Origin of the sequence: Mesorhizobium sp. WSM3866 (assembly GCF_002294795.1) — a bacterium.
GTDB lineage: Bacteria > Pseudomonadota > Alphaproteobacteria > Rhizobiales > Rhizobiaceae > Mesorhizobium.
Genome location: NZ_NSGC01000005.1, coordinates 208,737 through 232,434 on the forward strand (window position 1 = coordinate 208,737; position 23,698 = coordinate 232,434).

Annotated in this window: 25 protein-coding genes; 6 read left to right on the top strand and 19 right to left on the bottom strand. The window is 62.8% G+C overall.

Features of this window, described 5'->3' with window-relative positions; translation table 11 throughout:
- Positions 1-20: 20 nt before the first annotated feature.
- The 13 genes from lpxB to CK222_RS14125 all read right to left on the bottom strand — a co-directional run bounded on the left by lpxB (position 21) and on the right by CK222_RS14125 (position 13,115).
- On the bottom strand, positions 21-1,202 hold the full coding sequence (gene lpxB, locus CK222_RS14065) for a lipid-A-disaccharide synthase (RefSeq protein ID WP_095800759.1): 1,182 nt from the start codon (positions 1,200-1,202) through the stop codon (positions 21-23).
- Positions 1,192-2,094, bottom strand: coding sequence for a UDP-2,3-diacylglucosamine diphosphatase LpxI (gene lpxI / locus CK222_RS14070; RefSeq protein ID WP_095800875.1), 903 nt, complete (start codon positions 2,092-2,094; stop codon positions 1,192-1,194). Before lpxI ends, lpxB begins: the two co-directional genes overlap by 11 nt.
- Entirely contained in the window at positions 2,081-2,917 is an 837-nt protein-coding gene (lpxA, locus tag CK222_RS14075) for an acyl-ACP--UDP-N-acetylglucosamine O-acyltransferase (RefSeq protein ID WP_095800874.1), read from the bottom strand. Before lpxA ends, lpxI begins: the two co-directional genes overlap by 14 nt.
- Positions 2,918-2,932: 15 nt before the next feature.
- Positions 2,933-3,394, bottom strand: a complete 462-nt coding sequence (fabZ, locus tag CK222_RS14080) for a 3-hydroxyacyl-ACP dehydratase FabZ (RefSeq protein ID WP_095800760.1) — start codon at positions 3,392-3,394, stop codon at positions 2,933-2,935.
- Positions 3,387-4,442, bottom strand: a complete 1,056-nt coding sequence (gene lpxD, locus CK222_RS14085; RefSeq protein ID WP_067319901.1) for a UDP-3-O-(3-hydroxymyristoyl)glucosamine N-acyltransferase — start codon at positions 4,440-4,442, stop codon at positions 3,387-3,389. Before lpxD ends, fabZ begins: the two co-directional genes overlap by 8 nt.
- Positions 4,443-4,520: 78 nt before the next feature.
- The gene (gene bamA, locus CK222_RS14090) at positions 4,521-6,890 is read right to left on the bottom strand and encodes an outer membrane protein assembly factor BamA (protein ID WP_095800761.1); all 2,370 of its coding nucleotides are present in this window, start codon (positions 6,888-6,890) and stop codon (positions 4,521-4,523) included.
- A 218-nt stretch (positions 6,891-7,108) separates the two neighbouring features.
- The gene (gene rseP, locus CK222_RS14095; protein ID WP_066992647.1) at positions 7,109-8,251 is read right to left on the bottom strand and encodes an RIP metalloprotease RseP; all 1,143 of its coding nucleotides are present in this window, start codon (positions 8,249-8,251) and stop codon (positions 7,109-7,111) included.
- Between the two features lie 103 nt (positions 8,252-8,354).
- The gene (locus CK222_RS14100) at positions 8,355-9,170 is read right to left on the bottom strand and encodes a phosphatidate cytidylyltransferase (protein ID WP_095800762.1); all 816 of its coding nucleotides are present in this window, start codon (positions 9,168-9,170) and stop codon (positions 8,355-8,357) included.
- A gap of 10 nt (positions 9,171-9,180) precedes the next feature.
- A complete protein-coding gene (locus CK222_RS14105) occupies positions 9,181-9,900 on the bottom strand; it encodes an isoprenyl transferase (protein ID WP_082953676.1) in 720 nt (239 codons plus the stop codon).
- A gap of 32 nt (positions 9,901-9,932) precedes the next feature.
- Positions 9,933-10,487 (bottom strand): ribosome recycling factor, encoded by a 555-nt coding sequence (frr, locus tag CK222_RS14110; RefSeq protein ID WP_082953689.1) that lies wholly within the window; start codon positions 10,485-10,487, stop codon positions 9,933-9,935.
- 88 nt (positions 10,488-10,575) lie between these two features.
- Positions 10,576-11,298, bottom strand: a complete 723-nt coding sequence (pyrH, locus tag CK222_RS14115; protein ID WP_067319888.1) for a UMP kinase — start codon at positions 11,296-11,298, stop codon at positions 10,576-10,578.
- Between the two features lie 150 nt (positions 11,299-11,448).
- Positions 11,449-12,558, bottom strand: coding sequence for an aldo/keto reductase (locus CK222_RS14120; RefSeq protein ID WP_095800763.1), 1,110 nt, complete (start codon positions 12,556-12,558; stop codon positions 11,449-11,451).
- A 29-nt stretch (positions 12,559-12,587) separates the two neighbouring features.
- The gene (locus tag CK222_RS14125; RefSeq protein ID WP_095800764.1) at positions 12,588-13,115 is read right to left on the bottom strand and encodes a nuclear transport factor 2 family protein; all 528 of its coding nucleotides are present in this window, start codon (positions 13,113-13,115) and stop codon (positions 12,588-12,590) included.
- 116 nt (positions 13,116-13,231) lie between these two features.
- Here CK222_RS14125 and CK222_RS14130 point away from each other — a divergent pair, with 116 nt between their 5' ends.
- On the top strand, positions 13,232-14,158 hold the full coding sequence (locus CK222_RS14130) for a LysR family transcriptional regulator (protein ID WP_095800765.1): 927 nt from the start codon (positions 13,232-13,234) through the stop codon (positions 14,156-14,158).
- Between the two features lie 27 nt (positions 14,159-14,185).
- Here the strand turns inward: CK222_RS14130 and tsf are convergent, their stop codons facing one another.
- The 5 genes from tsf to CK222_RS14155 all read right to left on the bottom strand — a co-directional run bounded on the left by tsf (position 14,186) and on the right by CK222_RS14155 (position 18,829).
- Positions 14,186-15,106 (bottom strand): translation elongation factor Ts, encoded by a 921-nt coding sequence (tsf, locus tag CK222_RS14135; protein ID WP_095800766.1) that lies wholly within the window; start codon positions 15,104-15,106, stop codon positions 14,186-14,188.
- Between the two features lie 119 nt (positions 15,107-15,225).
- Entirely contained in the window at positions 15,226-16,005 is a 780-nt protein-coding gene (gene rpsB / locus CK222_RS14140; protein ID WP_059188654.1) for a 30S ribosomal protein S2, read from the bottom strand.
- Positions 16,006-16,264: 259 nt separating this feature from the next.
- A complete protein-coding gene (locus tag CK222_RS14145; RefSeq protein ID WP_095800767.1) occupies positions 16,265-16,543 on the bottom strand; it encodes a DUF4031 domain-containing protein in 279 nt (92 codons plus the stop codon).
- 64 nt (positions 16,544-16,607) lie between these two features.
- On the bottom strand, positions 16,608-17,903 hold the full coding sequence (locus CK222_RS14150) for a hypothetical protein (RefSeq protein ID WP_095800768.1): 1,296 nt from the start codon (positions 17,901-17,903) through the stop codon (positions 16,608-16,610).
- A gap of 95 nt (positions 17,904-17,998) precedes the next feature.
- Entirely contained in the window at positions 17,999-18,829 is an 831-nt protein-coding gene (locus CK222_RS14155; protein WP_095800769.1) for a cell envelope integrity EipB family protein, read from the bottom strand.
- 138 nt (positions 18,830-18,967) lie between these two features.
- Between CK222_RS14155 and CK222_RS14160 the strand changes: the two genes are divergently transcribed.
- The 3 genes from CK222_RS14160 (at position 18,968) to CK222_RS14170 (ending at position 21,532) form a co-directional block, all read left to right on the top strand.
- Positions 18,968-19,432, top strand: a complete 465-nt coding sequence (locus CK222_RS14160) for a RidA family protein (protein ID WP_066992618.1) — start codon at positions 18,968-18,970, stop codon at positions 19,430-19,432.
- Positions 19,433-19,444: 12 nt separating this feature from the next.
- Positions 19,445-20,173 carry a glycerophosphodiester phosphodiesterase gene (locus tag CK222_RS14165; protein WP_095800770.1) on the top strand — a complete coding sequence of 243 codons (729 nt, stop codon included), beginning with the start codon at positions 19,445-19,447 and terminating at the stop codon, positions 20,171-20,173.
- Between the two features lie 144 nt (positions 20,174-20,317).
- On the top strand, positions 20,318-21,532 hold the full coding sequence (locus tag CK222_RS14170; protein ID WP_095800771.1) for a GNAT family N-acetyltransferase: 1,215 nt from the start codon (positions 20,318-20,320) through the stop codon (positions 21,530-21,532).
- 21 nt (positions 21,533-21,553) lie between these two features.
- Here CK222_RS14170 and CK222_RS14175 read toward each other — a convergent pair whose 3' ends face one another.
- On the bottom strand, positions 21,554-21,718 hold the full coding sequence (locus CK222_RS14175) for a cytochrome oxidase subunit III (protein WP_095800772.1): 165 nt from the start codon (positions 21,716-21,718) through the stop codon (positions 21,554-21,556).
- Positions 21,719-21,875: 157 nt separating this feature from the next.
- On the opposite strand from CK222_RS14175, the gene CK222_RS14180 reads away from it, so the two are divergent.
- Together CK222_RS14180 and CK222_RS14185 are read left to right on the top strand one after the other, a co-directional pair.
- On the top strand, positions 21,876-22,304 hold the full coding sequence (locus CK222_RS14180) for an HIT family protein (RefSeq protein ID WP_066992609.1): 429 nt from the start codon (positions 21,876-21,878) through the stop codon (positions 22,302-22,304).
- A gap of 373 nt (positions 22,305-22,677) precedes the next feature.
- Positions 22,678-23,610 carry a phosphatase PAP2 family protein gene (locus CK222_RS14185; protein WP_095800876.1) on the top strand — a complete coding sequence of 311 codons (933 nt, stop codon included), beginning with the start codon at positions 22,678-22,680 and terminating at the stop codon, positions 23,608-23,610.
- The last annotated feature ends 88 nt before the right edge of the window (positions 23,611-23,698 follow it).

The window sequence follows — 23,698 nt, forward strand, 5'->3', positions numbered from 1 at the left end:
CCTAGCCTGCTCGCTATTCGCTACTCCCTATTCGCTTTCTTGATGCACCCCAGCACCACCTCGGCAGCAATCTCGCCCGACGGCCTGTCGGTCGCCATGCGCCTGGCGATTTCGGCGAAACCTGCCCGCTGCCAGGCGCGCATGCCGGTATCGGCAAACAGGGCTTCCAGCTGACGCGCCAGGTTCTCCGGCCTGACATACTGATCGTAGAACTCCGGCACCAGCGCGCGATCGGCGATCAAATTGGGCAGCAGCGCCGACCAGGTCGTCACCAGATGCTGCAGCAGCTGCCTCGCGATCGGATCGAGCTTGTAGCTGGAGACCATTGGAACACCGCAAAGCGCAAGCTCGAGCGAAACGGTTCCGGAGGCGATCAGAGCCGCATCGGCCTTGCCGAAAGCCAACCATTTGCGCTCCGGATCGGTGATGATCTCGGGCTTCTCGTCCCACCGCGTGACAGATGTTTTCACCAGGTCGGCGACATGCGGCACCGTCGGCAGCATCAGCCGCAAGCGGTGACCGCGCTGATGCAAGACCGACATCGCTTTGCCGAACGGCTCGATCAGCCGGCGCACCTCGCCGCGGCGCGAGCCGGGCAGCACGAGCAGCGTCTTCACGCGATCCTCCGACAGGTCCCGCGGCAAGCTCTGCGCCTTCGCGGCGCCAAGCACGCCGGGATCCTGGGTCAGCCGGTGGCCGACATAGGTGCCGGGGGGCCCACCAAGTCGGGTGAGCGCCTTCACTTCGAAGGGCAGGATGCAGAGGATGTGATCGACATAGGGCTTCATCGCCGCCGCCCTGCCCGGCCGCCATGCCCACACGCTCGGGCAGACATAATGGACGATCGGGATAGCGGGCGCGGCGGCGCGGACCCTTTTGGCGACCCGCAGCGAAAAATCAGGGCTGTCGATGGTGATCAGGCAATCCGGCCGCTCCGCCGCGATGGCGCCGGCTGTTTGACTGATCCGGCGCATCAGCCGCGGCAGGTCGCGCAAGACGGCGCTGAAGCCCATCAGCGCGATCTCGCTGCCGTCGAAGAGCGGTGTCAGCCCCAGGTCCTGCAGATGCCGGCCGCCGATGCCGACGAGCCGGATCTTACGGCCGGTGGTCTTCTCGAGCGCACGCACGATGTCGGCGCCCAGCAGGTCGCCCGATTCCTCGCCCGCGACGATGGCGATCTTGAGCGGCCTCTCACTGGCCATCGGTCGGCTCCGTCGCGGGAAATCCGACGATGAACAAGCCAAGCGCATTGGCCCGCGCGAGAGTCGCCGGGCCTTCGAGAATGAGCGAGCGGCCGGCTTCGACGGCGATGCCGGCAAGGCCGGCCGCGTGTGCGGCCTCGACCGTCTGCGGGCCTATCGAGGGCAAGTCGGCGCGCAGCTCCTGCCCTGGCTTGGCGCATTTGACCAGGACGCCGCGCGTCTTGCTGGCGAGCCTGCCGTGCCCGCGCAATTCGCGCGTCCTCTCGAGCAGGCCCTTAGTGCCTTCGATGCCTTCCAACGCGATAACCCGCCCTCCGACCGCAATCGCCGCCTGGCCGACGTCAAGCTCGCCGATTACCTTGGCCGCCGCGCGGCCCGCCTCGATATCGCGCCAGTCCGATTGCTTTGGTCCTGCCTTGGTCAGCGTGCCCTCGCCGGCAGCGAGATCTGGAACGATCTCATGCGCTCCGACCACCGTGATACCGCGCCTTTCCAGCCCGCGCGTCAGAACCTTCAGAAGCCCGTCGTCGCCGCGGGCCAGCGCCATTGCCACGGAGGGGATTATCGTCAGCAGACTGAGCGTTGGACGTATCTTCGCAAGCCGCGGCCTGCGCTTGATCTCGCCGGCAAGAACCAGGTGGCTAATGCCTTCGCGCTTCAGCAAGGGAAGCAGGAAGCCGATGTCTTCGAGCGCAAGCGTCGCCTGCTCGTAGGCGGCAAAGTCCGCTTCGCGATCCACCTCGCCCTCGGCCAGGATGATGAAAGGCGAATGTCCCTGTCTGACCAGACCTTCCGCCACTTCGACCGGCAGGCTGCCGCCACCGGCGATGATGCCGACCCTGGAGCCCGGCGCGAGTACAAGCGCTGACCCGGCGGGCTCAGCCCTCGTCATCGCCATCGTCATCGCCGCCACCGCCCTTAAGCGGCGGGACGGCATAATGCCGCTTGCCGCGACTGGTGATGAAGTCGATCATCTTCATGGCCGTCGGCGACGAGGCGAATTCCGCCTTGGCGATCTCGACATTCTCCCCGACCGTGCGGGAGTGGTCGAAAATCGCCCTGTAAGCCCTGCGCAGCATATAGATTTCGGCGCGCGGCAGGCCGGAGCGCTTCAGGCCGATGACGTTGAGCCCGCGCAGCTTGGCGCGATTGCCGACCGCGATCGCAAAGGGAATGACATCGCCGACGACCGCCGAGCAGCCGCCGATAAAGGCGTTGTCGCCGACGCGGACAAACTGATGCACGGCGGTCAGGCCGCCGATATAGACATTGTCGCCGATCTCGCAATGCCCGCCTAGCGTTGCTCCGTTGGCGAAGGTGGCATTCTTGCCGACGACGCAGTCATGGGCAATGTGGGCATAGGCCAGAAAATTGCCATTATCGCCGACCGTCGTCTCGCCGCGGCTGGAATCGGTGCCGACATGCATGGTGACGCCTTCGCGGATGGTGCAATTTTCGCCGATGACCAGCGTCGTGCGCCCGCCCTTGTGCTTGGTGTTTTGCGGCGGCGCCCCGAGCGTCGACATTGGATAGACCTTGGTCGAGCCGCCGACGGTGGTCGCGCCCATCACCGAGACATGGCTGACCAGCTCGACGCGATCGCCGATGACGGCATCGGCGCCGACATGGCAGAAGGGTCCGATACGCACACCTTCGCCGAGCTGGGCACCTTCTTCGACGACCGAGGAAGGGTGGATTGATGTCTGAACTTTCATGAGCATTAGAAACCGTCAGCCGGTGACCATCATAGCCGAAACTTCGGCTTCGGCGGCCTTTGCGCCATCCACCATCGCCTCGCAGGCAAATTTCAGCAGGTTGCCGCGCTTCTTGATCTTCTTGACGTGGATCCTGAGCTGATCGCCTGGGACGACCGGCTTGCGGAACTTCGCGTTGTCGATGGTCATGAAATAAACCAGCGACGGCTTTTCCGCATTGAGGCTGCGAATGCAGATCGCGCCGGCGGTCTGGGCCATCGCCTCGATGATGAGCACGCCCGGCATCACCGGCTGCTGCGGGAAATGGCCCTGAAAATGAGGTTCGTTGATGGTCACGTTCTTGATGCCGACCGCGGAGTCGTCGCCGTCGATTTCGACGATGCGGTCGATCAGCAGAAACGGATAACGGTGCGGCAGGAGCTTCATCAGCCCCATTATGTCGACCGCCTCAAGTGTCATCGCAACCGTGTCAGCCATTTCCGTCGCCCTGCTTGCGCGTCCTGGCCAGCCTGCGCAGCATCGCGATCTCACGCATGGCTTCCGCCATTGGCTGCGCCGGATAGCCTCCCCAGACCTCGCCCGCCGGCACGTTGCTCATGAATCCACTTCTCGCAGCAAGCTTGGCCCCGGGACCGATGGTCAAATGATCGGCGAGGCCGACGCCGCCACCCATGGTGACGTTGTCGCCGACGACGACGGAACCGGAAATACCCGAAAGCCCGGCTATAATGCAATTGCGGCCGATGCGAACATTGTGGGCGATCTGCACCAGATTGTCGATCTTGGTGCCTTGTCCGATGATCGTGTCGGACATCGCACCGCGATCGACGGTCGAGTTGGAGCCGATCTCGACGTCATCCTGGATGATGACGCGGCCGATCTGCGGCACGCGCTCAGGTCCCTTCGCGCCGGCCACGAAGCCGAACCCGTCCTGACCGATCCTTGCACCGCCATGAATGATGACGCGGTTGCCGATCAGCGCATATTGGATGCTGGCACCCGGACCGACATAGCCATCACGACCTATCTTGCAGGAGCGGCCAATGACCGCATGGGGCGCAATGACCGTGCCGCTCCCGATAGAAACGTCGGGACCGATCACGGCGCCCGCCTCCACGATCGCACCCGCCTCGACATGCGCGGACGGATCGATGTGCGCTTGCGGCGAAATGCCGGTTTCGCCGGTCATCGGCCCGGGCGTGGCGGCCTGCGGAAAGAGCAGCCGCCCCACCATGGCGAAGGCCTGCTGCGGGCGCGGATGCGCCAGCACCGCAATCCCCTGGGGCGCCCTGTTGGCGAAGTCGGCGGGACAGAGAACGGCAGCCGCCTTGAGCGAATGCATCAAGGCGAAATTGCGCTTGCCGTCGACAAAGACGAGCGCACCGTCGCCACCCTCATTGGCGGGCGCCAGCGCGTCGATGGCGATGTCGGCCTGCGAGGAATCAATAAGATTGGCGCCGGTCAGATTCGCGACCTCGCCAGCCGTATACCGGCGTGAAGGCGCGAAGAACACCGGATCGGTCATTCCACAAACATTATCCAGCTAGGTCGGATCAGTCGATTCCGGGTCATCACACGACCCGGAAACATCGTAACCCGCGGATTAGAAACGGGTCGCTATGCCGAAGTTGAATTCCTGCACGTCGTCGCCCGGCTGCTTCTCGACCGGAATCGCATAATCGATGCGGATCGGACCGAACGGCGAAGCCCACATTAGGCCGACACCGACCGAAGCGCGCAGATGCATGTCAGCCGACCCCGGCTTGATCAAAGCAGGATCGAGCTTGCTGCCGTAAAGCGTTGCCGCATCGGCAAACACAGCGCCACGCAAGCCGAAGCTTTCCGGAATAACCGGCATCGGGAATTGGGCTTCCGCCGAGGCATTGAAATAGGTCGTGCCGCCGAGATGGTCGCCACTGGTGTCGCTGGCAATCGGGCCAATGCCGCCATAGGCGAAACCGCGGATCATGCGGTCATTGCTCTGGAAGTGGTCGAAGATGCGCAGATCGCCATTGCCATAGCCCGCGATATAGCCAGCGCCACCCGACACCAGGCCGACTAGGTCCAACTGCTCGGACAAGGTCTGGTAGACGCTTGCTCGCCCGGTCAACTTCACCCACTTGGCGTCACCGCCGAGACCGGCGACTTCCGTTGTGCCTGTGATGTAAAGACCCTCGTGCGGATTCTTCATGTCGTCGATGGTATTGTAGACCAGGCCGAGGCTGATAGACGACTTGGTCCATGGGCTTTCGGCGACGCCGTCCCGGATGGCCTGGGAGATCGTGCACTTGGACGGATCGTAGACGCCGCTGGTCAAGCAGCCATCGGCGATCGAATACTTCTCCTGCGAGATATTATACGCCAGCTGCGTCGAAATGCTGTCGGTGATCGGCAGGCCGAAGCGAATGGTCGCGCCGGTGACGTCCGTATCGTAATGGTTGTACTCACGGGTCGACTTGTAGATATCGAAGCCCGCGGCGATGCGCCGGCCGAGGAAATACGGCTCGGTGAAGGAGATCGCGTAGTCGCGCGAGTTCTTGCCGCCGCCGGCCGACAGCTTGATGTACTGGCCGCGGCCGAGGAAGTTGCGCTCGGTGATCGAGCCTTCGACGGACGGGCCCGGCGTGTCGCCGCCGGTCGAATAGCCGGCGCCGACCGAGAACTCACCGGTCGACTTCTCGACCACGTCAACCACTAGGACGACCTGGTCCGGAGCGGACCCAGGGACCGTCGAGATGTCGACTTTTTCAAAATAATCCAGGGCTTCCAGCCGCTTCTTCGCGCGCTGGATAAGAACCTGGTTGAAGGCGTCGCCTTCGCTGACGTCGAATTCGCGCCGGATGACATAGTCACGCGTGCGGTCGTTGCCGCGGATTTCGATGCGCTCGATATAGGCCTTGGTGCCCTGGTCGATTGTGTAGACGACCGAGATCGTGTGATTCTCGAAATTGCGGTCGCCGCGCGGCGTTACCTGGGCAAACGCATAGCCTGAGCCGGCGACCTTTTCGGTGAGCGCAACGATCGTGTCCTCGACGTCCTTGGCGTTATACACATCGCCCTTGTGCGTCTCGACCACCGATTCCAGCGACTTTGAGTCGACCTCGGGAATCGTGCTCTCGACACTGATGTCGCCGAAGTTGTAGCGCTCGCCTTCTTGCACGGTGATGGTGACCGTGTATTTGTTGGTGGCTTCGTCCAACTCACCGACGGCCGAAACGACCTGGAAATCGGCGTAACCGTGATTGTAGTAGAAGCGGCGCAGCAACTCCTGATCGGCGCGCAGTTTGTCCTCGTCATAGACGTCGTCGCGCAGCACGAACGAAAGCCAGGACGAACGCTTGGTGTTGATGACGTCCGACAGGCGTCGGCTGGAAAAAGCGCTGTTGCCGACGAAATTGATCGCCGCGATCTGCGTGCGCGCGCCTTCGTTAATGTTGAAGACCACGTTCACGCGATTGTCGCCGAGGTCCATGATCTGAGTGGTCACGGCGGCGTCGTCGCGGCCGATACGCCGATAGGCAGCCTTGACCGCCTCGACGTCGGCGTCGAGCGCCTGCTGCGAGAAGGTCGCGCGCGGCTTCAGCTGGACAGCGGCCTGGAGCGCGTTGTCCTTGAGCTTCTTGTTGCCCTGGAACAGGACCTGGTTGACGACCTTGTATTCGGAAACCTTGACGACCAGGGTCGAGCCGACCTGATTGATCTGGACGTCCGAGAACAGCCCGGTGCCGAACAGCGCCTTCACGGCGCTATCGATATCGGCACTTGAAAACGCCTTGCCGGGCTTGATCGCGATGTAATTGCGGATGGTTTCGGCATCGACACGCTGGTTGCCGCTGACCTCGACCCTGCTGACCACTGCTGCTTCGGCTACCGATGTGGCAACGAACTGCACTGCGAGCGCGCCTGGCAAAACCAGGGCGGCGGACAAAGCCGCCGCGGACGCGGCGCTCAGAAACTTGGATGCTGCCTTCATCGGGCTTTTGTACCTTTTTCTCGTAGTCCCCACGGCGAGAAAACCGGACGTGCGGTATTTTCCCTTACCGTATTAACCGGATTTCCCCTACACGCAAGGCTCCCGGTTAATTTGTATTTACTTAACCCTGTTGCGTGGCTTTCGTGTCACGCATATCCCCACGCATGGTAAACGGCGTCTCAATATGGGTGGGGCCGAAGCCAAATTCCTTCATGATTTCAGCACCCAAACAGATCATTCCAAAAAACGAAACCCATAAATCCGAGCACCAGAAGGAGACCGGTCCGGTAGGCCATCTCCATCATCCGCTCCGACACGGGCCGCCTTATGACGGCCTCCACGCCGTAGAACAAGAGGTGGCCGCCGTCGAGAGGGGGAATCGGTAGCAGATTGAGAATCCCTATCCCGACTGACAGGAATGCAACAAGCTGCACCAGCCATTCGAAACCGAGTTTGGCCGCCTGACCCGACATTTTCGCGATCTTGATCGGGCCGCCGAGTTGGCATTTGTCCTCGCGCCCGACGACGAAACGTTGCAGAAATTGCCCGGTGCGCTCGATCACATGCCCGGTTTCCTCGACAGCCGCCGCCAGCGCGCCCGCGGGCGTGTAGGAGACCAGTCGCGGCTGCCCGAGCTCCGCATTGTTGGCCACGCCGATGATCGCGACCTTGACCTTGTTGCCCAGCGCATCCTGCTGCTCCATCGGTTCCGGTGTCGCGGTGACGGTGATTTCCTTGCCGTCGCGCAACATGGTGAAGGTGATGGCGTCGCCGGCGCGGCCCGAAACCAGGCGTTGAACGTCGGCGAAGGTCTCCACCTTGTTGCCGTCGACTCTGACGAATCGATCGCCGGGCTGAATGCCCGCCCGCGCCGCCGGGCTGCCGGCGCTGACTTCGGCCACCATCGGCTCCATCACCGGGCGGCCATAGAGCGAAAACAGCACCGCGAACACGGCGATCGTCAGCAGGAAATTGAACAGCGGCCCGGCGACGACGGTCGCCGCGCGTTTCCAGATCGGCTGGGTGTGGAAGGCGACCTCGCGCTCGGCCTCGCTCAGCGATTCGAGGTCCTCGGTGCTCGGCTGGCTCGATGTCGCGTTCATGTCGCCGACGAATTTCACGTAGCCGCCAAGCGGAATGGCGCAAAGCTTCCAGCGGGTTCCGTGGCGGTCGTTGAAACCGAAGAGCTCCGGGCCGAAGCCGATGGCAAAAGCCTTGACGCCGATGCCGCACCAGCGGCCGATGAGGTAGTGGCCCATCTCATGCACGAACACCACGACGGTGAGCACGAACAGGAACGGCACAAGGGTGCCGAGGACAAAGCCTTGCGTGCTGAAGAGCGCGTGAAGAATCTCGTTCAAGTCATGCCCTCAAAATTCGCCCAGCGCGACAGTCCGCCGCGACTGTGGCATCAATCCGGGCGAATCCGTGGCACGCGTCGTTTTCGCCCATTGGCGACGCCAATCAGTTCGGGAACAGCCCCATTGCCGGATGGTCGGCGCCCGCCGCAATCCAACCGATGACGTACAGGGCGAACGCAGCCGCGACAAGCCCATCCACCCTGTCCATGACGCCGCCATGGCCAGGAATGAGATTGCTCGAATCCTTGCAGCCGTGCCGGCGCTTGACCCAGGATTCGAACAGATCGCCGATCTGCGAGACGATCGAGAGCGCCAAGGCGACGAGGCCAAGCATAGTGAGATTGCCGGCCCCGGCCGCGATTGCCAGCACCAATCCGGCAGCGATGCCGCCGACAGCGCCGCCAAGCGCGCCGCTCTGCGTCTTGCCGGGCGAGATTGATGGCGCAAGCTTCGGGCCGCCGACCCTGCGGCCGACGAAATAGGCCGCTATGTCGGTCGCCCAGACGACCGCGAACAGGAAGAGGATGGCGATCAATCCTGAGTGGCTGTCCCCGCGCAGATAGGCGAGCGACAAGCCGGACAACGACGCGTATGCCAGCCCCGAGGCCTCCCACTGCGCTGCTCCCCGCAGTCGCGCGGCGACAGCGACGACAGCAGTGACGGATGCGACCAGAAGCAGCAGCCACAGTGCCGGCAGACCGGCGATCAGCGCACCAATGAAGACCAGAATCAGCACTTCCGGCAGAAAGCCGAGCGTCGCACCGTTCTCAGCGCGCGACATGCGCGTCCATTCGTAGAAGATCAACGCCGCGATCGCCGCACAGAACAGGCGGAACGGCAGCCCGCCGAGCCAGGTGAGCGCAAGTGTGGCGGCTGCCATCACGATGGCCGAGATGACACGCTGCTGGAGATTGCTCATCGATGCCGCGCTACAAGGCGACGTCGCGGGCGGCGAGCCCGCCGAAACGGCGTTCGCGGCCGGCAAAGTCGCGCAGGGCGTCGGCCAAGTGCTCCCGGCTGAAGTCCGGCCAGTAGCAAGGCAGGAAGACGAGCTCGCTGTAGGCGGCCTGCCACAAGAGGAAGTTCGACAGCCTGAGCTCGCCGCTGGTGCGGATCACGAGGTCCGGATCGGGAATGCCCTCGGTGTCGAGCGCGCCGGCAAAGCTCTCCATCGTGATGGCGTCGGTTGTCATTTCGCCGCGAGCCACGGCATCGGCGAGCTTGCGCGCGGTGCGCACGATCTCGTCGCGCCCGCCATAGTTGAAGGCGATGACCAGGGTCAGCGCCTCATTGCCCGCGGTCAGCGATTCGGCCTCCTGCAGCAGGCCTCTGATGTCCGGCTGCAGCCCTTCCCTGTCGCCGATCACCCTCACCCGCACGCCGTTTTGGTGCAGCTCGGCGAGATCCCGGCGGATGAAGAGCTTCAGGAGGCCCATCAGGTCGCTGACCTCGGACTTCGGCCGCGACCAGTTTTCAGAGGAGAAGGCGTAGACCGTCAGATAGGAGATGCCGAGCTCTGGCGCGGCGCGCACCGTCTTGCGCAAGGCTTCGACGCCGGCGCGGTGGCCGGCGAGCCTCGGCATGCCGCGCGCCTTGGCCCAGCGTCCGTTTCCGTCCATGATGATCGCGACATGCGCGGGGGTTGTCATGGTCTCGCTTTCGAGCCGGTGAAAAACCGACCCTAAACCTGCATGATTTCAGCTTCCTTATCGGAAAGCAGGTGATCGATGGTGCTGATCATCTCATCGGTCAGCTTCTGAACCTGGTCGGAGCGCTTGCGATGATCGTCTTCGCTGATCGTGCCGTCCTTTTCCGCCTTTTTGAGGAAATCCATGCCGTCGCGACGGACATGGCGAACCGCGACGCGGGCGTTCTCCGCATAGCCGTGCGAGATCTTGACCAGTTCCTTGCGGCGCTGCTCGTTGAGTTCGGGCAAAGGAATCCTCAGATTGGTGCCGTCGACGATCGGATTGAAGCCAAGATTGGCTTCGCGGATAGCGCGGTCGACGGCGCTCACCATCGATTTGTCCCAAACCGATACCGAAATCATCCGCGGCTCCGGAACCGTGACGTTGGCCACCTGGTTGATGGGCATCGTCGTGCCATAGGCATGGACCTGCACGGCGTCGAGCAGGTTGCTGGAAGCGCGGCCGGTGCGCAGCGAAGCGAGATCGTGCTTGAAGGCCGCGATCGCCCCGTCCATGCGCCGCTTGAGATCGTCGTACTCGCCACTCATGATCATCTCCTCGACCCGTTCGCCGGGTTCAATGCTTGTCTTCTAGTCTCGACCGGACCGGCGATCATTCAGCCGTCTTCGGCCCCAGTCAATTGTCCGCGACGATCGTGCAACGGCCGCCGCCTCTTAGAATTTCGCCGAAACCACCTTTTTCGTGGATCGAATAGACGATTATCGGAATGTTGTTTTCACGCGCAAGTGCAATCGCGGCCGTATCCATGATCGTAAGCCCGCGTTTGATGACTTCGGCATGACTTATGCGGTCGAAGCGCACCGCATCCGGATCCTTCTTCGGGTCGGCCGAATAGACGCCGTCGACCTGCGTGCCCTTGAACAGCGCGTCGGCGCCGATCTCGGCGGCGCGCAGCGCTGCGGCCGAATCGGTGGTGAAGAACGGATTGCCGGTGCCGCCGGCAAAGATCACCACCTTGCCTTGATTCATATAGGCGGTCGCCTGGCGCTGTGAAAAACTTTCGCAGAGTTCCGGCATGGCAATGGCCGAAAGCACCACGGCGTCGACGCCGATTTTGTTCAGCGAGGTGCGCAGCGCCAGCGAGTTGATGACGGTGGCGAGCATGCCCATGTGATCGCCGGTGACGCGGTCGCCGCCCTTGGAGGCGACGGCCACGCCGCGGAAGATGTTGCCGCCGCCGATCACGACTCCGACTTCGACGCCAAGCGCCCGCGCCTCGGCAATGTCGGCTGCGATACGGTCGACGACCGAGACGTCGATGCCGAAATGCTGTTCCCCCATCAAGGCTTCGCCCGAAGCTTTCAGCAAGACACGTCGATAGAGGGGCTTCACCGTCATCTGGTTCCTCGAAAAATCTCGGCGCGGGCAAATCTGGAGGCGAAGGCGCCCCGCCTCGCCTGGCGGCGCTGGCACGATGGTTCGACCCGATACACGAAGGGCGCGGCGATGTCACGCCGCGCCCTCGCTCAAAATTCCAGGCTTTTCCGATCAGTTGCTGCTGATCCCGACCAGTTCGCCTTCGATCAGGACCGGCAGCGAATAGCCGGACGGCTTGTCGCCGGTCACGACACCGCCGGCCACCCTGACCTGAATCTCGGGTCCAAAAAAGGAATGCGGGAACGGCGCGGGCGCAAGGCTCACCGAATCGAGCCGCTTGCGAAGTTCGGCAGGGATTGAAAAGTCGAGCGCCCGCAGATTGTCCTGCAACTGGGCAAGTTTCGTCGCGCCGAGGATGACGGTGGCCACACCCGGCTGCGCCGCAACCCAGTTCAGCGCCACCTGCGCCATGCTTCGGTCGAGTTCGGAAGCCACCTTCTCGAGTTCCGTAACGATCGCCCAATTGCGTTCGCTGAATTTCTGGAAACCCGGATGCGTGGTGTTGCGGAACCCGTCGAGCCGGCCGGCATTCCCGGCTTGCGCCGGGCGGTATTTGCCGCTTAGCAGGCCGCTGGCCAGCGGGCTCCACGCCATGATGCCGGCGCCCTGACGCGAGGCGAAAGGCGCGAATTCATGTTCGATCGAGCGCTCGACGAGCGAATATTCGAGCTGCAGGGCCGAGACCGGCTCATAGCCGCGCAGTTCGGCGATCGCCTGCGCCCGCCCGGCATACCAGGCCGGCACGTCAGAAAGACCGATATGGCGTACTTTGCCGGCACGCACCAAATCGTCCAGCGTGCGCAACACCTCCTCGGCCGGCGTGAGCCTGTCCCAGACATGCATGAGGTAAAGATCGATATAGTCGGTTCCGAGCCGCTTCAGCGAAGCGTCCACCGCGCGCATGATGTTCTTTCGGCCATTGCCGCCGGCATTCGGATTGCCGGGTTCCTTGTTCATCGTGAATTTGGTGGCGATCACCGCCTTGTCGCGCAAGCCGCGCTCGGCGACGAATTCGCCGAGCCAGGTCTCTGCCGTCCCGCCGGTGTAGAGGTCGGCCGTGTCGAAGAAATTGCCGCCAGCCTCGACATAGGCGTCGAACATGGCGCGGGAGGTTTCCCTGTCAGCACCCCAGCCCCATTCGGTGCCGAAGGTCATGGTGCCCAGCGCCAGCCGGCTGACGCGCAGGCCGCTATTGCCGAGCGTGTAATAGTTCATGCTCATGACGTGTTCCGATCGTGTTTGGTATGGGCTTATTGGCCAGGGGTCGCTTTCACCCAGGGATTGCCGCGCTCATGCGTCATGCGGAACGTGAAGCCGTCCACCTTCCAGCCTTGACCCGATCGGCTCAGGCGATGCTCATAGGTGCCCCAGACCTCCCAGAGCGGATCGCCGTTGCCTTCCATCCTGTTCCAGGCATAGCCGTTGGAACGGACGGTCGCCGTATCGGCCTCTATTTCGACCTGATGGTTGGTCCGCAGGTGCAGGCTCGTCTTGCTGCCTTTGAGATTGGCAGCCCAGGCGCCGATCAGATCGTTGGAGGCGACCGTGGCCGCGGGCTGTCCGGAAAGGCTGCTGAAGTCTGCGGTAACCCGGTCGGCGAAGAAGCTGCGGGCGAGTTTCCAATCCTGCGCATCGACGGCGCGGTCAATGGCATCCGCGATGCGGATGACGGCGCGCTCGTCGGCGAGCGTTTGCCAGCCCGTTGGTTCGGCTCCGCCGGCATCGACGGGCGCCAGTGCCAGTCCTGCCGCGAAGGTCACATGTCTCAAAGCATTCATGTTTTTTCTCCTTGCGCATCGGCCCCACCGCCGATGTGTTTGGCGACAATGTGGACCAGCTTGACGGCATCGATAAGATTGTATTGTTCGCAAGGACTATGCGATGTTGTTCATGAATGGATCGAGATCTGCTGACGCATCTGCCGGTGATCGTCGCCGTGGCTCGGCGCGGCGGCTTCGCGCTTGCCGCGGCCGAGCTCGGCATGAGTCCGTCGGCCGTCAGCCATGCGGTGCGGCTGGTGGAAGAGCGCATCGGCCAGCCGCTGTTTGCGCGCACAACGCGCAGCGTTTCGCTGACCGAAGCCGGCAAGGCGCTGGTGGAGACCGCGGCCCCTGCCCTGCAGGACATCTCCGAGCGCATCGACCGCATCCGCGGCGTCAAGGGCAGGCCCTCCGGCCTGCTCAGGATCAATGCGTCCAATATCGCGATCCCCCTGGCGGTCACGCCGGTGATCGCGGCCATGGCCGAACGCTATCCGGAGGTGACGGTCGAGGTCTTCGCCGACCAGGCCCTGGTCGATATCGTCGGCGAGGGTTTCGATGCCGGCATCAGGCTGGGCGAGATGATCGCACAGGATATGATCACCGTGCGGCTTACGCCTCCCGTCAAGGCAGTGGTTGTCGCCTCGCCCGGCTATATCGGAAAGCACGGCCGGCCGCGCGACGTAGCCGACCTGGCGAGGCACAATTGCATCGGCTACCGGCTTGTCCGCTCCGGCGGGCTCTATCGTTGGGATCTGAACGAGAACGGCAAGGATGTCGTGGTCGAGACGCGCGGCACGGCCATCGTCACAGATTCGCTTGCGGCGATCGATCTTGCGCTTGCTGGCGTCGGGCTCGCCTACGTATTCGAGCCGCTGGTGCGCGCCGATCTCGCCGCGGGTCGTCTGGTTCAGATCCTGCCGAAGACGGCGATCGAGGAGCCGGGCCTGTTCCTCTATTTCCCGCGCAGGGCATCGATGGCGCCGAAGCTCAGAGCCTTTATCGATACCGCTCAAGAGATCGGCCGGGCATCCATGCGGACACCCGGCCGAGTTGCCTGAGCTCTGTAGCCTTACTTTTGCTTCGGGCTATTTCTTGACCGCGGCCGCGACTTCCGCCGCGAAATCGGTCGCTTCCTTCTCGATGCCCTCGCCCAGCGCGTAACGCACATAGGCGGTGATCTTCGCCGGAGCGCCGATCTCCTTCTCGGCATCCTTCAGCGCCTTCTCGACGGTGATGTCGGGATTGAGCACGAAGGCCTGCTTCAGGAGCACGACCTCTTCATAGAACTTACGCAGCCGGCCCTCGACCATCTTCTCGATGATCGCTTCCGGCTTGCCGGACTGGCGGGCCTGGTCGGAGAAGATCGCCTTCTCGCGCTCGATCAGGGCCGGGTCGACTTCCTCGGCAGTCAGCGCAACCGGGTTGGTCGCGGCGACATGCATGGCGACCTGGCGGCCGAAGGCGTTCGCCGCATGCTCATTGCCGGTGGTCTCGACCGCGACCAGCACGCCGAGCTTGCCGAGGCCATCCGCGACGGCATTGTGGACATAGGTCGCCACCGCGCCATGCGGGACAGTGAGCTTGGCCGAGCGGCGGAAGCCCATGTTCTCGCCGATGGTGCCGACCGCGTCCTTGATGGTGTCGGTGACTGACTTGTCGGAGCCCGGATACTTGGCCGCGGCAACTGCTTCGGTCGTGCCATAGGCGAGCGCCACCTTGGCGACGTTGGCGACGATTTCCTGGAAGGCGGAGTTGCGCGCGACGAAGTCGGTCTCGGAGTTCACCTCGACGACCGCGGCTTCGCGAACACCGGAATCGACGCCGATCAGGCCTTCCGCCGCGGTGCGGCCGGCCTTCTTGTCGGCCTTGGAGATGCCCTTCTTGCGCAGCCAGTCGACGGCCGCTTCCATGTCGCCGTTGGTTTCGTTCAACGCCGCCTTGCAGTCCATCATGCCCGCGCCGGTCAAGTCGCGGAGTTCTTTGACCTGTGCAGCCGAAATGCTCATTGTCGCCTCTTTGTTTCAAAAGCGCCGACGCACCATCGAATCCCGATGATGCGCCCGGCAAAAGCGCTTTAACGCGCCAACTTATTGGAAAGATGAAGGCCGAAGCCGGCCTTCGTTTTTCAAGCTTCCGGAGCTTCAGTGGCCGGAGTGTCGAGCGCCGGTTCGACCGGAGCCTCGGCCGACGCGCCGATGTCCATGCCGAGCGCGCCCTGCTGCCGGGCGATGCCGTCGATCGCAGCCTTGGCGATCAGGTCGCAATAAAGCTGGATCGCGCGGGCCGCGTCGTCATTGCCGGGGATCGGGAAGTCGATTTTGTCCGGGTCGCAGTTGGAATCGATGATGGCGACGACCGGGATGCCGAGGCGCTTAGCCTCGAGGATGGCGATCGCCTCCTTGTTGGTGTCGATGACGAACATCAAGTCCGGCGTCGAACCCATGTCCTTGATGCCGCCCAGCGCCTTGTTGAGCTTCTCGCGCTCACGGTCGAGGTTGAGGCGCTCCTTCTTGGTGAGGCCCTGGGCCTCGCCGGCCAGCGTCTCGTCGAGCTTGCGCAGGCGTTGGATCGAATTCGAGATCGTCTTCCAGTTGGTCAGCATGCCGCCCAGCCAACGCGAGTTGACATAATACTGGGCCGAACGCTGGGCGGCGTCGGCGACGATGTCCGAAGCCTGGCGCTTGGTGCCGACGAACAGCACACGGCCGCCCTTGGCGACGGTGTCGGAAACCTGCTTCAGGGCCTGGTGCAGCAGCGGCACCGTCTGCGAGAGGTCGATGATGTGGATGTTGTTGCGGGCGCCATAGATGTAGGGCGCCATCTTCGGGTTCCAGCGGTGGGTCTGGTGGCCGAAGTGAACACCAGCTTCCAGAAGCTGGCGCATGCTGAAATCAGGCAGAGCCATTCCTTAGTTCCTTTCCGGTTGGCCTCCACGGACACAGGCATTTCGGACGTAGGTCCTGATGCCACCGGAGGTTTCAGCCGGATTTCTCCCGGGCAGACACCAAAGTCCGTGTGTGGAATGAGCGGGCATATAGAGGGGAAGTCTCGTAAACGCAAGCGAGCTACCGGAAAACGCCCTCACCTGCGGCGATCCGCGCACTTATGCATGTCGCCCAGAAGTGTTCGGCGGTTCTGGGACAACGACATGCATCAAAACTCCGTCAGCGTCGGGTCTTGCCGTTCGGTACTCTGACGCGGCGGAAGACGGCGACAATCTCCTCGCGACTGCATTCGACCGCGCCAAGCCGCACGGCGCGGTCGCGCTCAAAGCCGGTGATATCGTAATGCGGCGCCGAAGTCTTCGGCGGCCCCTGATAGGACGAGCCCTTGAGGCCGAGATCGGCGGCAAAGCGGTGGAGCTCGTCGGTGTCGTCGGCGAGCAGATGGCACCAGCGATGGCCGGCCCATTTCCAGATCGCCGCATCGACATAGACAGCCATCGAGCTTGCCGCACTCCAACCGACATCGGCGGCCCGCTCACAATCATCCCGGGCCGACGCGAAGTCAGCGATGATAAAAGGGATTCGGATAGGAAATGAAGCCGCCGGCGGCTTCAAGTTCGGTCACGATTCTCGACACCGCTTCCTGCATCCTTGAGCGCAGCACGGCGAGCGCCTCTTCGACCGAACCATCATATGCATGAAGCGCCAACGGCTCGGGCACGCGGATGTGAGCGCAGCGCGGCCCGGCGGGCTGCGGAATGAAGCGGTTGATCGAATCGCGCAAAGCGCCTTTGCAATAGTCGTTGCGGATGCGCTTCAGATGCTCGGCGATCTCCTCCTGGGTTATCGTCTGATTGGCGAAGGCCCAGGAGCCGACGCGCTGGACGCGCTGGATCGTTTCCGCCAGTTTTCGCACGCGTTTTTGCTCATCCGCATCAGCCTTGCCCTCGCGCAGCCAGCGGCGTGAACGCCGCAGCAACTCGGCCAAATCGAGGTCGGGTTCGGCCGCAACGGCATCGGCGAGCCGCAGGCCAAGCTCGGCCAGCACCCTTTGCTGGCGGCTGGCAAAGGAAGCGCCCGCCTCTGCGGTCAGGCCGCAGGCCTGCTCGTCGAGGGAGAGCAGGCCTGAATAGATGCTGTAGACGCGCTCCGGCAGGGAGCCGGCTGCAACACTTTCCATTTTCAGCTTTTTCTCGACATAGGCGCATTCCCTGGCGAGCGGCCGCTCGACATTGCCGATGAAGGCGAGCTTCCAGACAACAGGAGCCACCCAGACCTTGAAATCCTTGTTGGTTTCGCGCCCGCGCTTCAGCGCCGCCAGCCCCATCTCCACCGCGCCGGGAAGCAGCGGCGCGACATGGTTGCCGTGCCAGCCGACGCTGCCTTCCGGATGAAGCAGCACGCCATGGCCTTTCAGCGCCCAATCGACCGAATGCGCCTTGGCGGCTTCGCTGTTGCCGGGAATCTGCGCGATCAGATTGTTGGCCAGCCAGAATTTCTGCATCAGCCGACCGAGCCCGTTCACCACCCCATGTGTTGCCCATGAGGCGGCAAGCGGGCTGACGCGCGAGACGATCTCCTTGTCGATCATCCAGTCGGTGAAGAATTCCGGATGGTTGGGCGTGATGAACGTCGCTTGGCCTTCGCCGCAGCAGGCGTGCAGCTTCTGCTGGTCGGCGACGGGAAAGTCGATGTGACGGATATTGGCGACGCCGCGCAGGCCGGCGAGCCGATTGAACGGCAACAGGTCGCGGAAGCCGGGAACCCCTCGCAACATGACGATGCGGTTGACGATCGTCATCACCTTGATCAGCGCCGGATTGGGTCGCGGCGCCACGAACACGTCGATCCTGCCCAAGCTTTTCCCCCGAAATGCCTACGGGATGCTGGAACGGGATTGCGGCGTCTTCAAGTCAGGCTCGGCGACGGATCGCCGTAGCGGTTAACCCGCCGCTATTTCGAGGCCGGACAGGGCTTGGCCTGATCGAACAGCGACAGGTTCACCAATTTGCCGGTCATTGAGAAGTCGCCATAATCCATGACGAGGTCGCGCGTGATGCCGTTCTCATGCAGTTTGAAGCTGATCCGGTACTCCGGCACCTCTTCGCCGCTCTTGTCGGTGTCGTCGAAATAGGCGATGTCGACCGGCCAGTATTTGTCGGTGGCAAGCTTGGCGAGCGCCGGCGCTTCCGGGTCCGCCTTGTCGGCGTCGGCTCTTTTGCCGACGACGACGGTGGTCGTCATCACCTTATTGGCATCCTCGGAGCCGTCGAACAGATTGGTCTGATAGAAGTTCTCTCCCTTCTCGGCCTTGCCGATCAGCTCCACGAGGTGCTGGGTGGGGAACTGCGTGGCGGCGAGCTCGAGCGTGTTCTTCTCGGGCTTGTCGATGTTGACTTTGAGGCCCTTCGGCTCCCTGGTCGCCATACCCTTGACTTCCTTGTCGAGGTTCTGGTCGACGAAGGACTTCGTCACGAAGGAGAAGGTCTTGCCTTCTGCGTCCTCAAACGTCGTCGTCTGCTGGTCGGTCAGCCTAGTGTTCTCGCTGGTGACGATCTGCGTGACGAAACGGAACTTCACCGTATAGCCCTCGCAGGGAGAGCCGTTGAACTCATAGACCATGCGGCCGGAGATGCCCGTGATGCCGGAGCGGTCGGACGCCTTGTTGAGGGTGAGATCATAGACGGCGCGGTGCGCCTGCAGCGCGGGCACGGCAAGGGCCGGAGCCATCGGGATGGCCGCCGACACGAGAGCGGTGGAAAGGAAAAGGCGCGTCAAGCGCATGCAGTGCTCCGATCGTCGCGGCCGATGGCAGGCCGCAGGGAAAGATGGTCCAGCTTAAAAAAAGTCGTGGCGGAAGCGAGGCAAAAATAGCAATTTCGGCCCCGCCAACGCGGCGCCTTCCAGCAATAGGGAAAACCAATGAGCGAAACAATCGAAAAGCGGCTAAGCGATCTCGGCGTTGCCATTCCGGCCGCAGCAGCGCCGGCCGCCAACTACGTGCCCTACTGCCGGACCGGCAACACCCTCTTCACCGCCGGGCAGCTGCCGCTGAAGGACGGCAAGCTGCAGGCAAGCGGGCTGCTTGGCCGCGACATCGATACCGCCGCCGGCAAGGAGGGCGCAAAATTCTGCGCCATCAACATCCTGGCGCAGGCCAAGGCAGCACTTGGCGATCTCGAAAAAATCCGCCGGCTGGTCAAGATCACGGTCTTCGTCGCCTCGGCGCCGGACTTCGTCGAGCAGCATCTGGTCGCCAACGGCGCCTCCGACTTCCTCGTCGCGGTCCTCGGCGAACGTGGCAAGCACGCTCGCTCCGCCGTCGGCACTGCGTCGCTCCCGCTCAATGCCGCGGTCGAGATCGAAGCGATCTTCGAAGTCGAGTAAAACGAGCCTGACATGACCGACCTTTCCTGGTTGATTGCCCGCCCCGTCGCGCATCGCGGCTTCCATGACATGAACAAGACACGCTGGGAGAACACGCTGTCGGCCTTCGCCGCGGCAGCCGACCGCGGTTACGCGATCGAATGCGACGTGCATGTCTCGTCCGACGGCGTTCCCGTCATCATCCACGACTGCGACCTGAAACGCCTGACAGGCGAGAATGGCTTCGTCTGGCAACGCACCGCGGCCGAGCTCACCGCGCTCAAGGTGGGCGGCACGAAAGATCATGTGCCGACGTTGCAGGAGGCGCTCGACCTGATCGACGGACGCGTGCCGCTGGTGGTCGAGCTGAAAGGTGTTCCCGGCCACGACAAAGGATTGGTCGCGAGCGTCGGCAGGCTGCTCAAGCGCTACACTGGCAAGGTGGCGATCATGTCGTTTGACCATTGGCTGATCCGCGACTTCGCCAAGGAGGCGCCGGGCATTCCCGGCGGGCTCACCGCCTACGGCAAGGACGACCAGCTGATCGAGGCGCATTTTGCCATGCTGGCGCACAACCTCGCCTTCACCTCTTACGCCGCCGGCGATCTGCCGAACCCGTTCGTCAGCTTCGTGCGCGAAAAGCTCAAGATGCCGGTCATCACCTGGACCGTGCACGACCAGCCGGCGGTCGACCTCACCTTCAAATATGCCGACCAGATGACCTTCGAGGGCTTTGAGCCGGACCTGGTCAAGGTCGCCTAGAGCTGGATGATTTCAGGTCGAACGACCTGGATCAGATCCGAGCATGATGCCGTCCGAAAACCGCTTCGCACTTTCGGCATTATGCTGTGAGGCAGTGCCTGAAACGTGACTTGTAGCTGCCCTGAGGACGCTTAAATAAGCCGGATGGATCAGGGTGACGACGACGATGGACCGACAGCGAATGCGGACTATTCGGTCCGCGTCGCGGCGACCATCGGCGCATTCACCTGCGATGAATGGAACGGCTTCGCCGCAACCACGCGCGGCGACAAAGCAAACGGCTACAACCCCCTCGTTTCATTCGGTTTTCTGAGCGCGCTTGAGGATTCTGGCTGTGCCGTGCGGCGCACCGGCTGGCAGGGTCATCACCTCAGGCTCGAGACGGCGCAAGGCAAGCTGCTGGGCGCCGTGCCTTGCTATCTCAAATCGCACAGTCAGGGCGAATATGTCTTCGACCACGGCTGGTCGGACGCGTTCGAGCGCGCAGGTGGACGCTATTATCCCAAGCTGCAATGCTCGGTGCCGTTCACGCCGGTCACCGGGCCTCGCCTGCTCGTAAGCAGGGGCGAGGACGAAGGCGCGGTGAGGGCCGGCCTCGCGGCCGGCCTGAAATTGGTGACCGACAAGCTCGGCGTGTCTTCCACGCATGTCACCTTCGCCGCCGAGCCCGACATTGCGACGCTCGAAGCAGCGGGTTTCCTGCACCGAACCGACCAGCAGTTCCATTTCTTCAACGAAGGCTTTTCGAGCTATGATGACTTCCTCGCCACGCTCGCTTCACGCAAGCGTAAGGCGATGAAAAAGGAGCGTCGCGAGGCGCTGGCCGACGGCATCAGCATCGATTGGCTGACCGGCAGGGACATCACCGAACGCGCCTGGGACGATTTCTTCGCTTTCTACATGGATACCGGCGGCAGGAAATGGGGCCGCCCTTATCTCAACCGCCAGTTCTTCTCGCTGATCGGCGAGCGCATGGCCGAGGACATTCTCCTGGTCATGGCCAAGCGCAACGGCCGCTACATTGCGGGCGCCATCAACTTCATCGGGTCCGACGCGCTTTACGGCCGCAACTGGGGCTGCATCGAGGATCACCCCTTCCTGCATTTCGAGGTCTGCTACCATCAGGCGATCGACTTCGCGATCGAGCGCAAGTTGAAGGTGGTGGAGGCCGGCGCGCAAGGCGAGCACAAGTTGGCGCGCGGCTACCAGCCGGTGACCATGCATTCGGCGCACTACATCGCCCATCCCGGCCTGCGCAACGCGGTTGCCGACTACCTTCGCCGCGAGCGTCGCGAGGTGGAGCGGATGGGGGAGTATCTCGAAGAGCACACCCCGTTCCGCAAGGATCTCAAGGAATAGCTCGGGCCTTGCCATCCACAGTCATTGCGGCTTTCGGGCCGCGATCGGAACGGGGAACGAAAAGCAGGCAACCAGGAAGAAAATGCCGCCGCCAAGCGCCAGCAGATCGCCTGCGCGCCACGCGGCGGCGATGAAGAACAGCGCCGACACAATGAACAACAGCCATCCGGCGACGATCCACTTCACAGTCGCTCCATCCTGACATTGACGTATCAGACGACAACACCTGCGATCATGCAACAGCGATGGCCGACCGCGCTGCCGACAGATCGGCTCAATCGTCTTGCCGCTCGGAAGCGGCTTCGCTACACCGGACGACGACACCTAATCCGGAGTGCCCGCCATGGCCGAAGCCTACGATCCCGGCAACATCTTTGCGAAAATCCTGCGCGGCGAAATCCCCTCGCACCGCATCTATGAGGACGATGCGGTCGTAGCCTTCATGGATGTGATGCCGCAAGGAGTCGGCCACACGCTGGTGGTGCCGAAGGCGCCGTCGCGCAATATCCTCGACGCCGATCCGGCAACATTCGGTCCGCTGTTTGCCGTGGTGCAGAAGGTGGCGGTTGCCGTGAAAAAGGCCTTCAATGCCGACGGCGTCACCTTGATGCAATTCAACGAGCCGGCCTCCGGGCAGACCGTCTACCATCTCCATGTCCACGTCATTCCGCGCTTCGACGGCGTGCCGCTGAAGCCCCATTCCGGGCAGATGGAAAAGCCGGAAGTGCTGGCCGAGAACGCCGGCAAAATCCGCGCGGCACTAGGGAACTAAAGCGCGCGGTCCCGTCGCCGTTGAAGGCCGACTGACAGCCTCGCACTGACGATCCTATATCGGTTTGCCGCGACAACCCCGGCGCGTTTTCCCCGGCCGGCCGCGTGCGGCGCCCGGATGCGACCGTTTGCACTCGAATCGTTTGGTTAGGAAATATCGAACCATCTCGCTGTAGAACGCTGGGGCGTTGCGAGCTATTGGATTTCAAACCATGGACAATTCGGTTGCGGCGTCGACCCCCCTTGCGAGGATGGCTGGCGGACGGGCTTTTCTGATCGCCCTGGCACACGCCTTTCGACGACACAGATTGCTTCACGCCTTGGCCGTCGGCGCTCTGCTTCTGGCAATAGCGATCGGCATGCGCACCGGAAACATGCCGGATTTCGGCATATTGAAGGAATACATTGAGTACCTTTTGATCGCTTTCTGGATCTGCGGTTGCGTCTTTGCACTTGGGATTTTTCTCCACCTTGCGCTGGTCAAACGGGATCCCGAACCGCTCGGCACCTTCCTGAAATCGCTGGGCAGCTTTTTCGGCGACGCCGAACGCACGGCCAACAGCCTCAACGGCCTGACCGCCAGCATCGCCTTCGTATCCGCCGTCGGTGTTCTGAAAGGAGCCATCGCAATCCTCTCCCCTTTTGCACGGGACAAGGCGCTGGCCCACGCCGATCGGATCCTGCATTTCGGTAGAGCCCCGGACGAATGGCTGTGGTTTGTCGTCCAGTCGCCATTTGCATTGAGGACGCTCAATCTCGCCTACAATTTCTGGTTCATCGTGCTCATCGCCACAGTTTTCGCCGCCTGCATCACGCGCAAAGATACGAAGCTGCGTCATCAGTTCCTGATGAGCTTCATGCTGATATGGACGCTTGGCGGCTTCTTCCTGGCGATGGGGCTGTCGTCGGCAGGGCCGTGCTTTTACGAGCGACTGGGACTCGGCGGTGACTTCCGTCCCCTCATGCAGGCACTCGCCGCCGCCGATCGCATCTATCCGATCTGGGCGCTTAGCACGCAGGACATGCTATGGAGCGGCTATACCGGCGCGACCGTCGGCAGCATCGGCATATCCGCTTTCCCGTCCATGCACGTGGCGATGGCGGTGCTTTTCTCTTTGTACGCAACGCGGCGCTCCCGGCCGGCCGGTATCCTGATGTGGGCATTCGCTGCCATGATAATGGTCGGCTCAGTCGCGCTTGGCTGGCATTATGCCATCGACGGCTACGCGGGTGCGCTCTTGTCGATCATGATCTGGAAGGCGTGCGGATATTTCCTGACACGCTTCGCGCCGGACGGCGTTGCTTGACTCTGCAGCCAGCCAAACATTTCCCGGGGCGGCAATGCTCGACTTCCGGAGGGCCGCGCGCCATTCCGTATGGATGATTTGGCCAGCC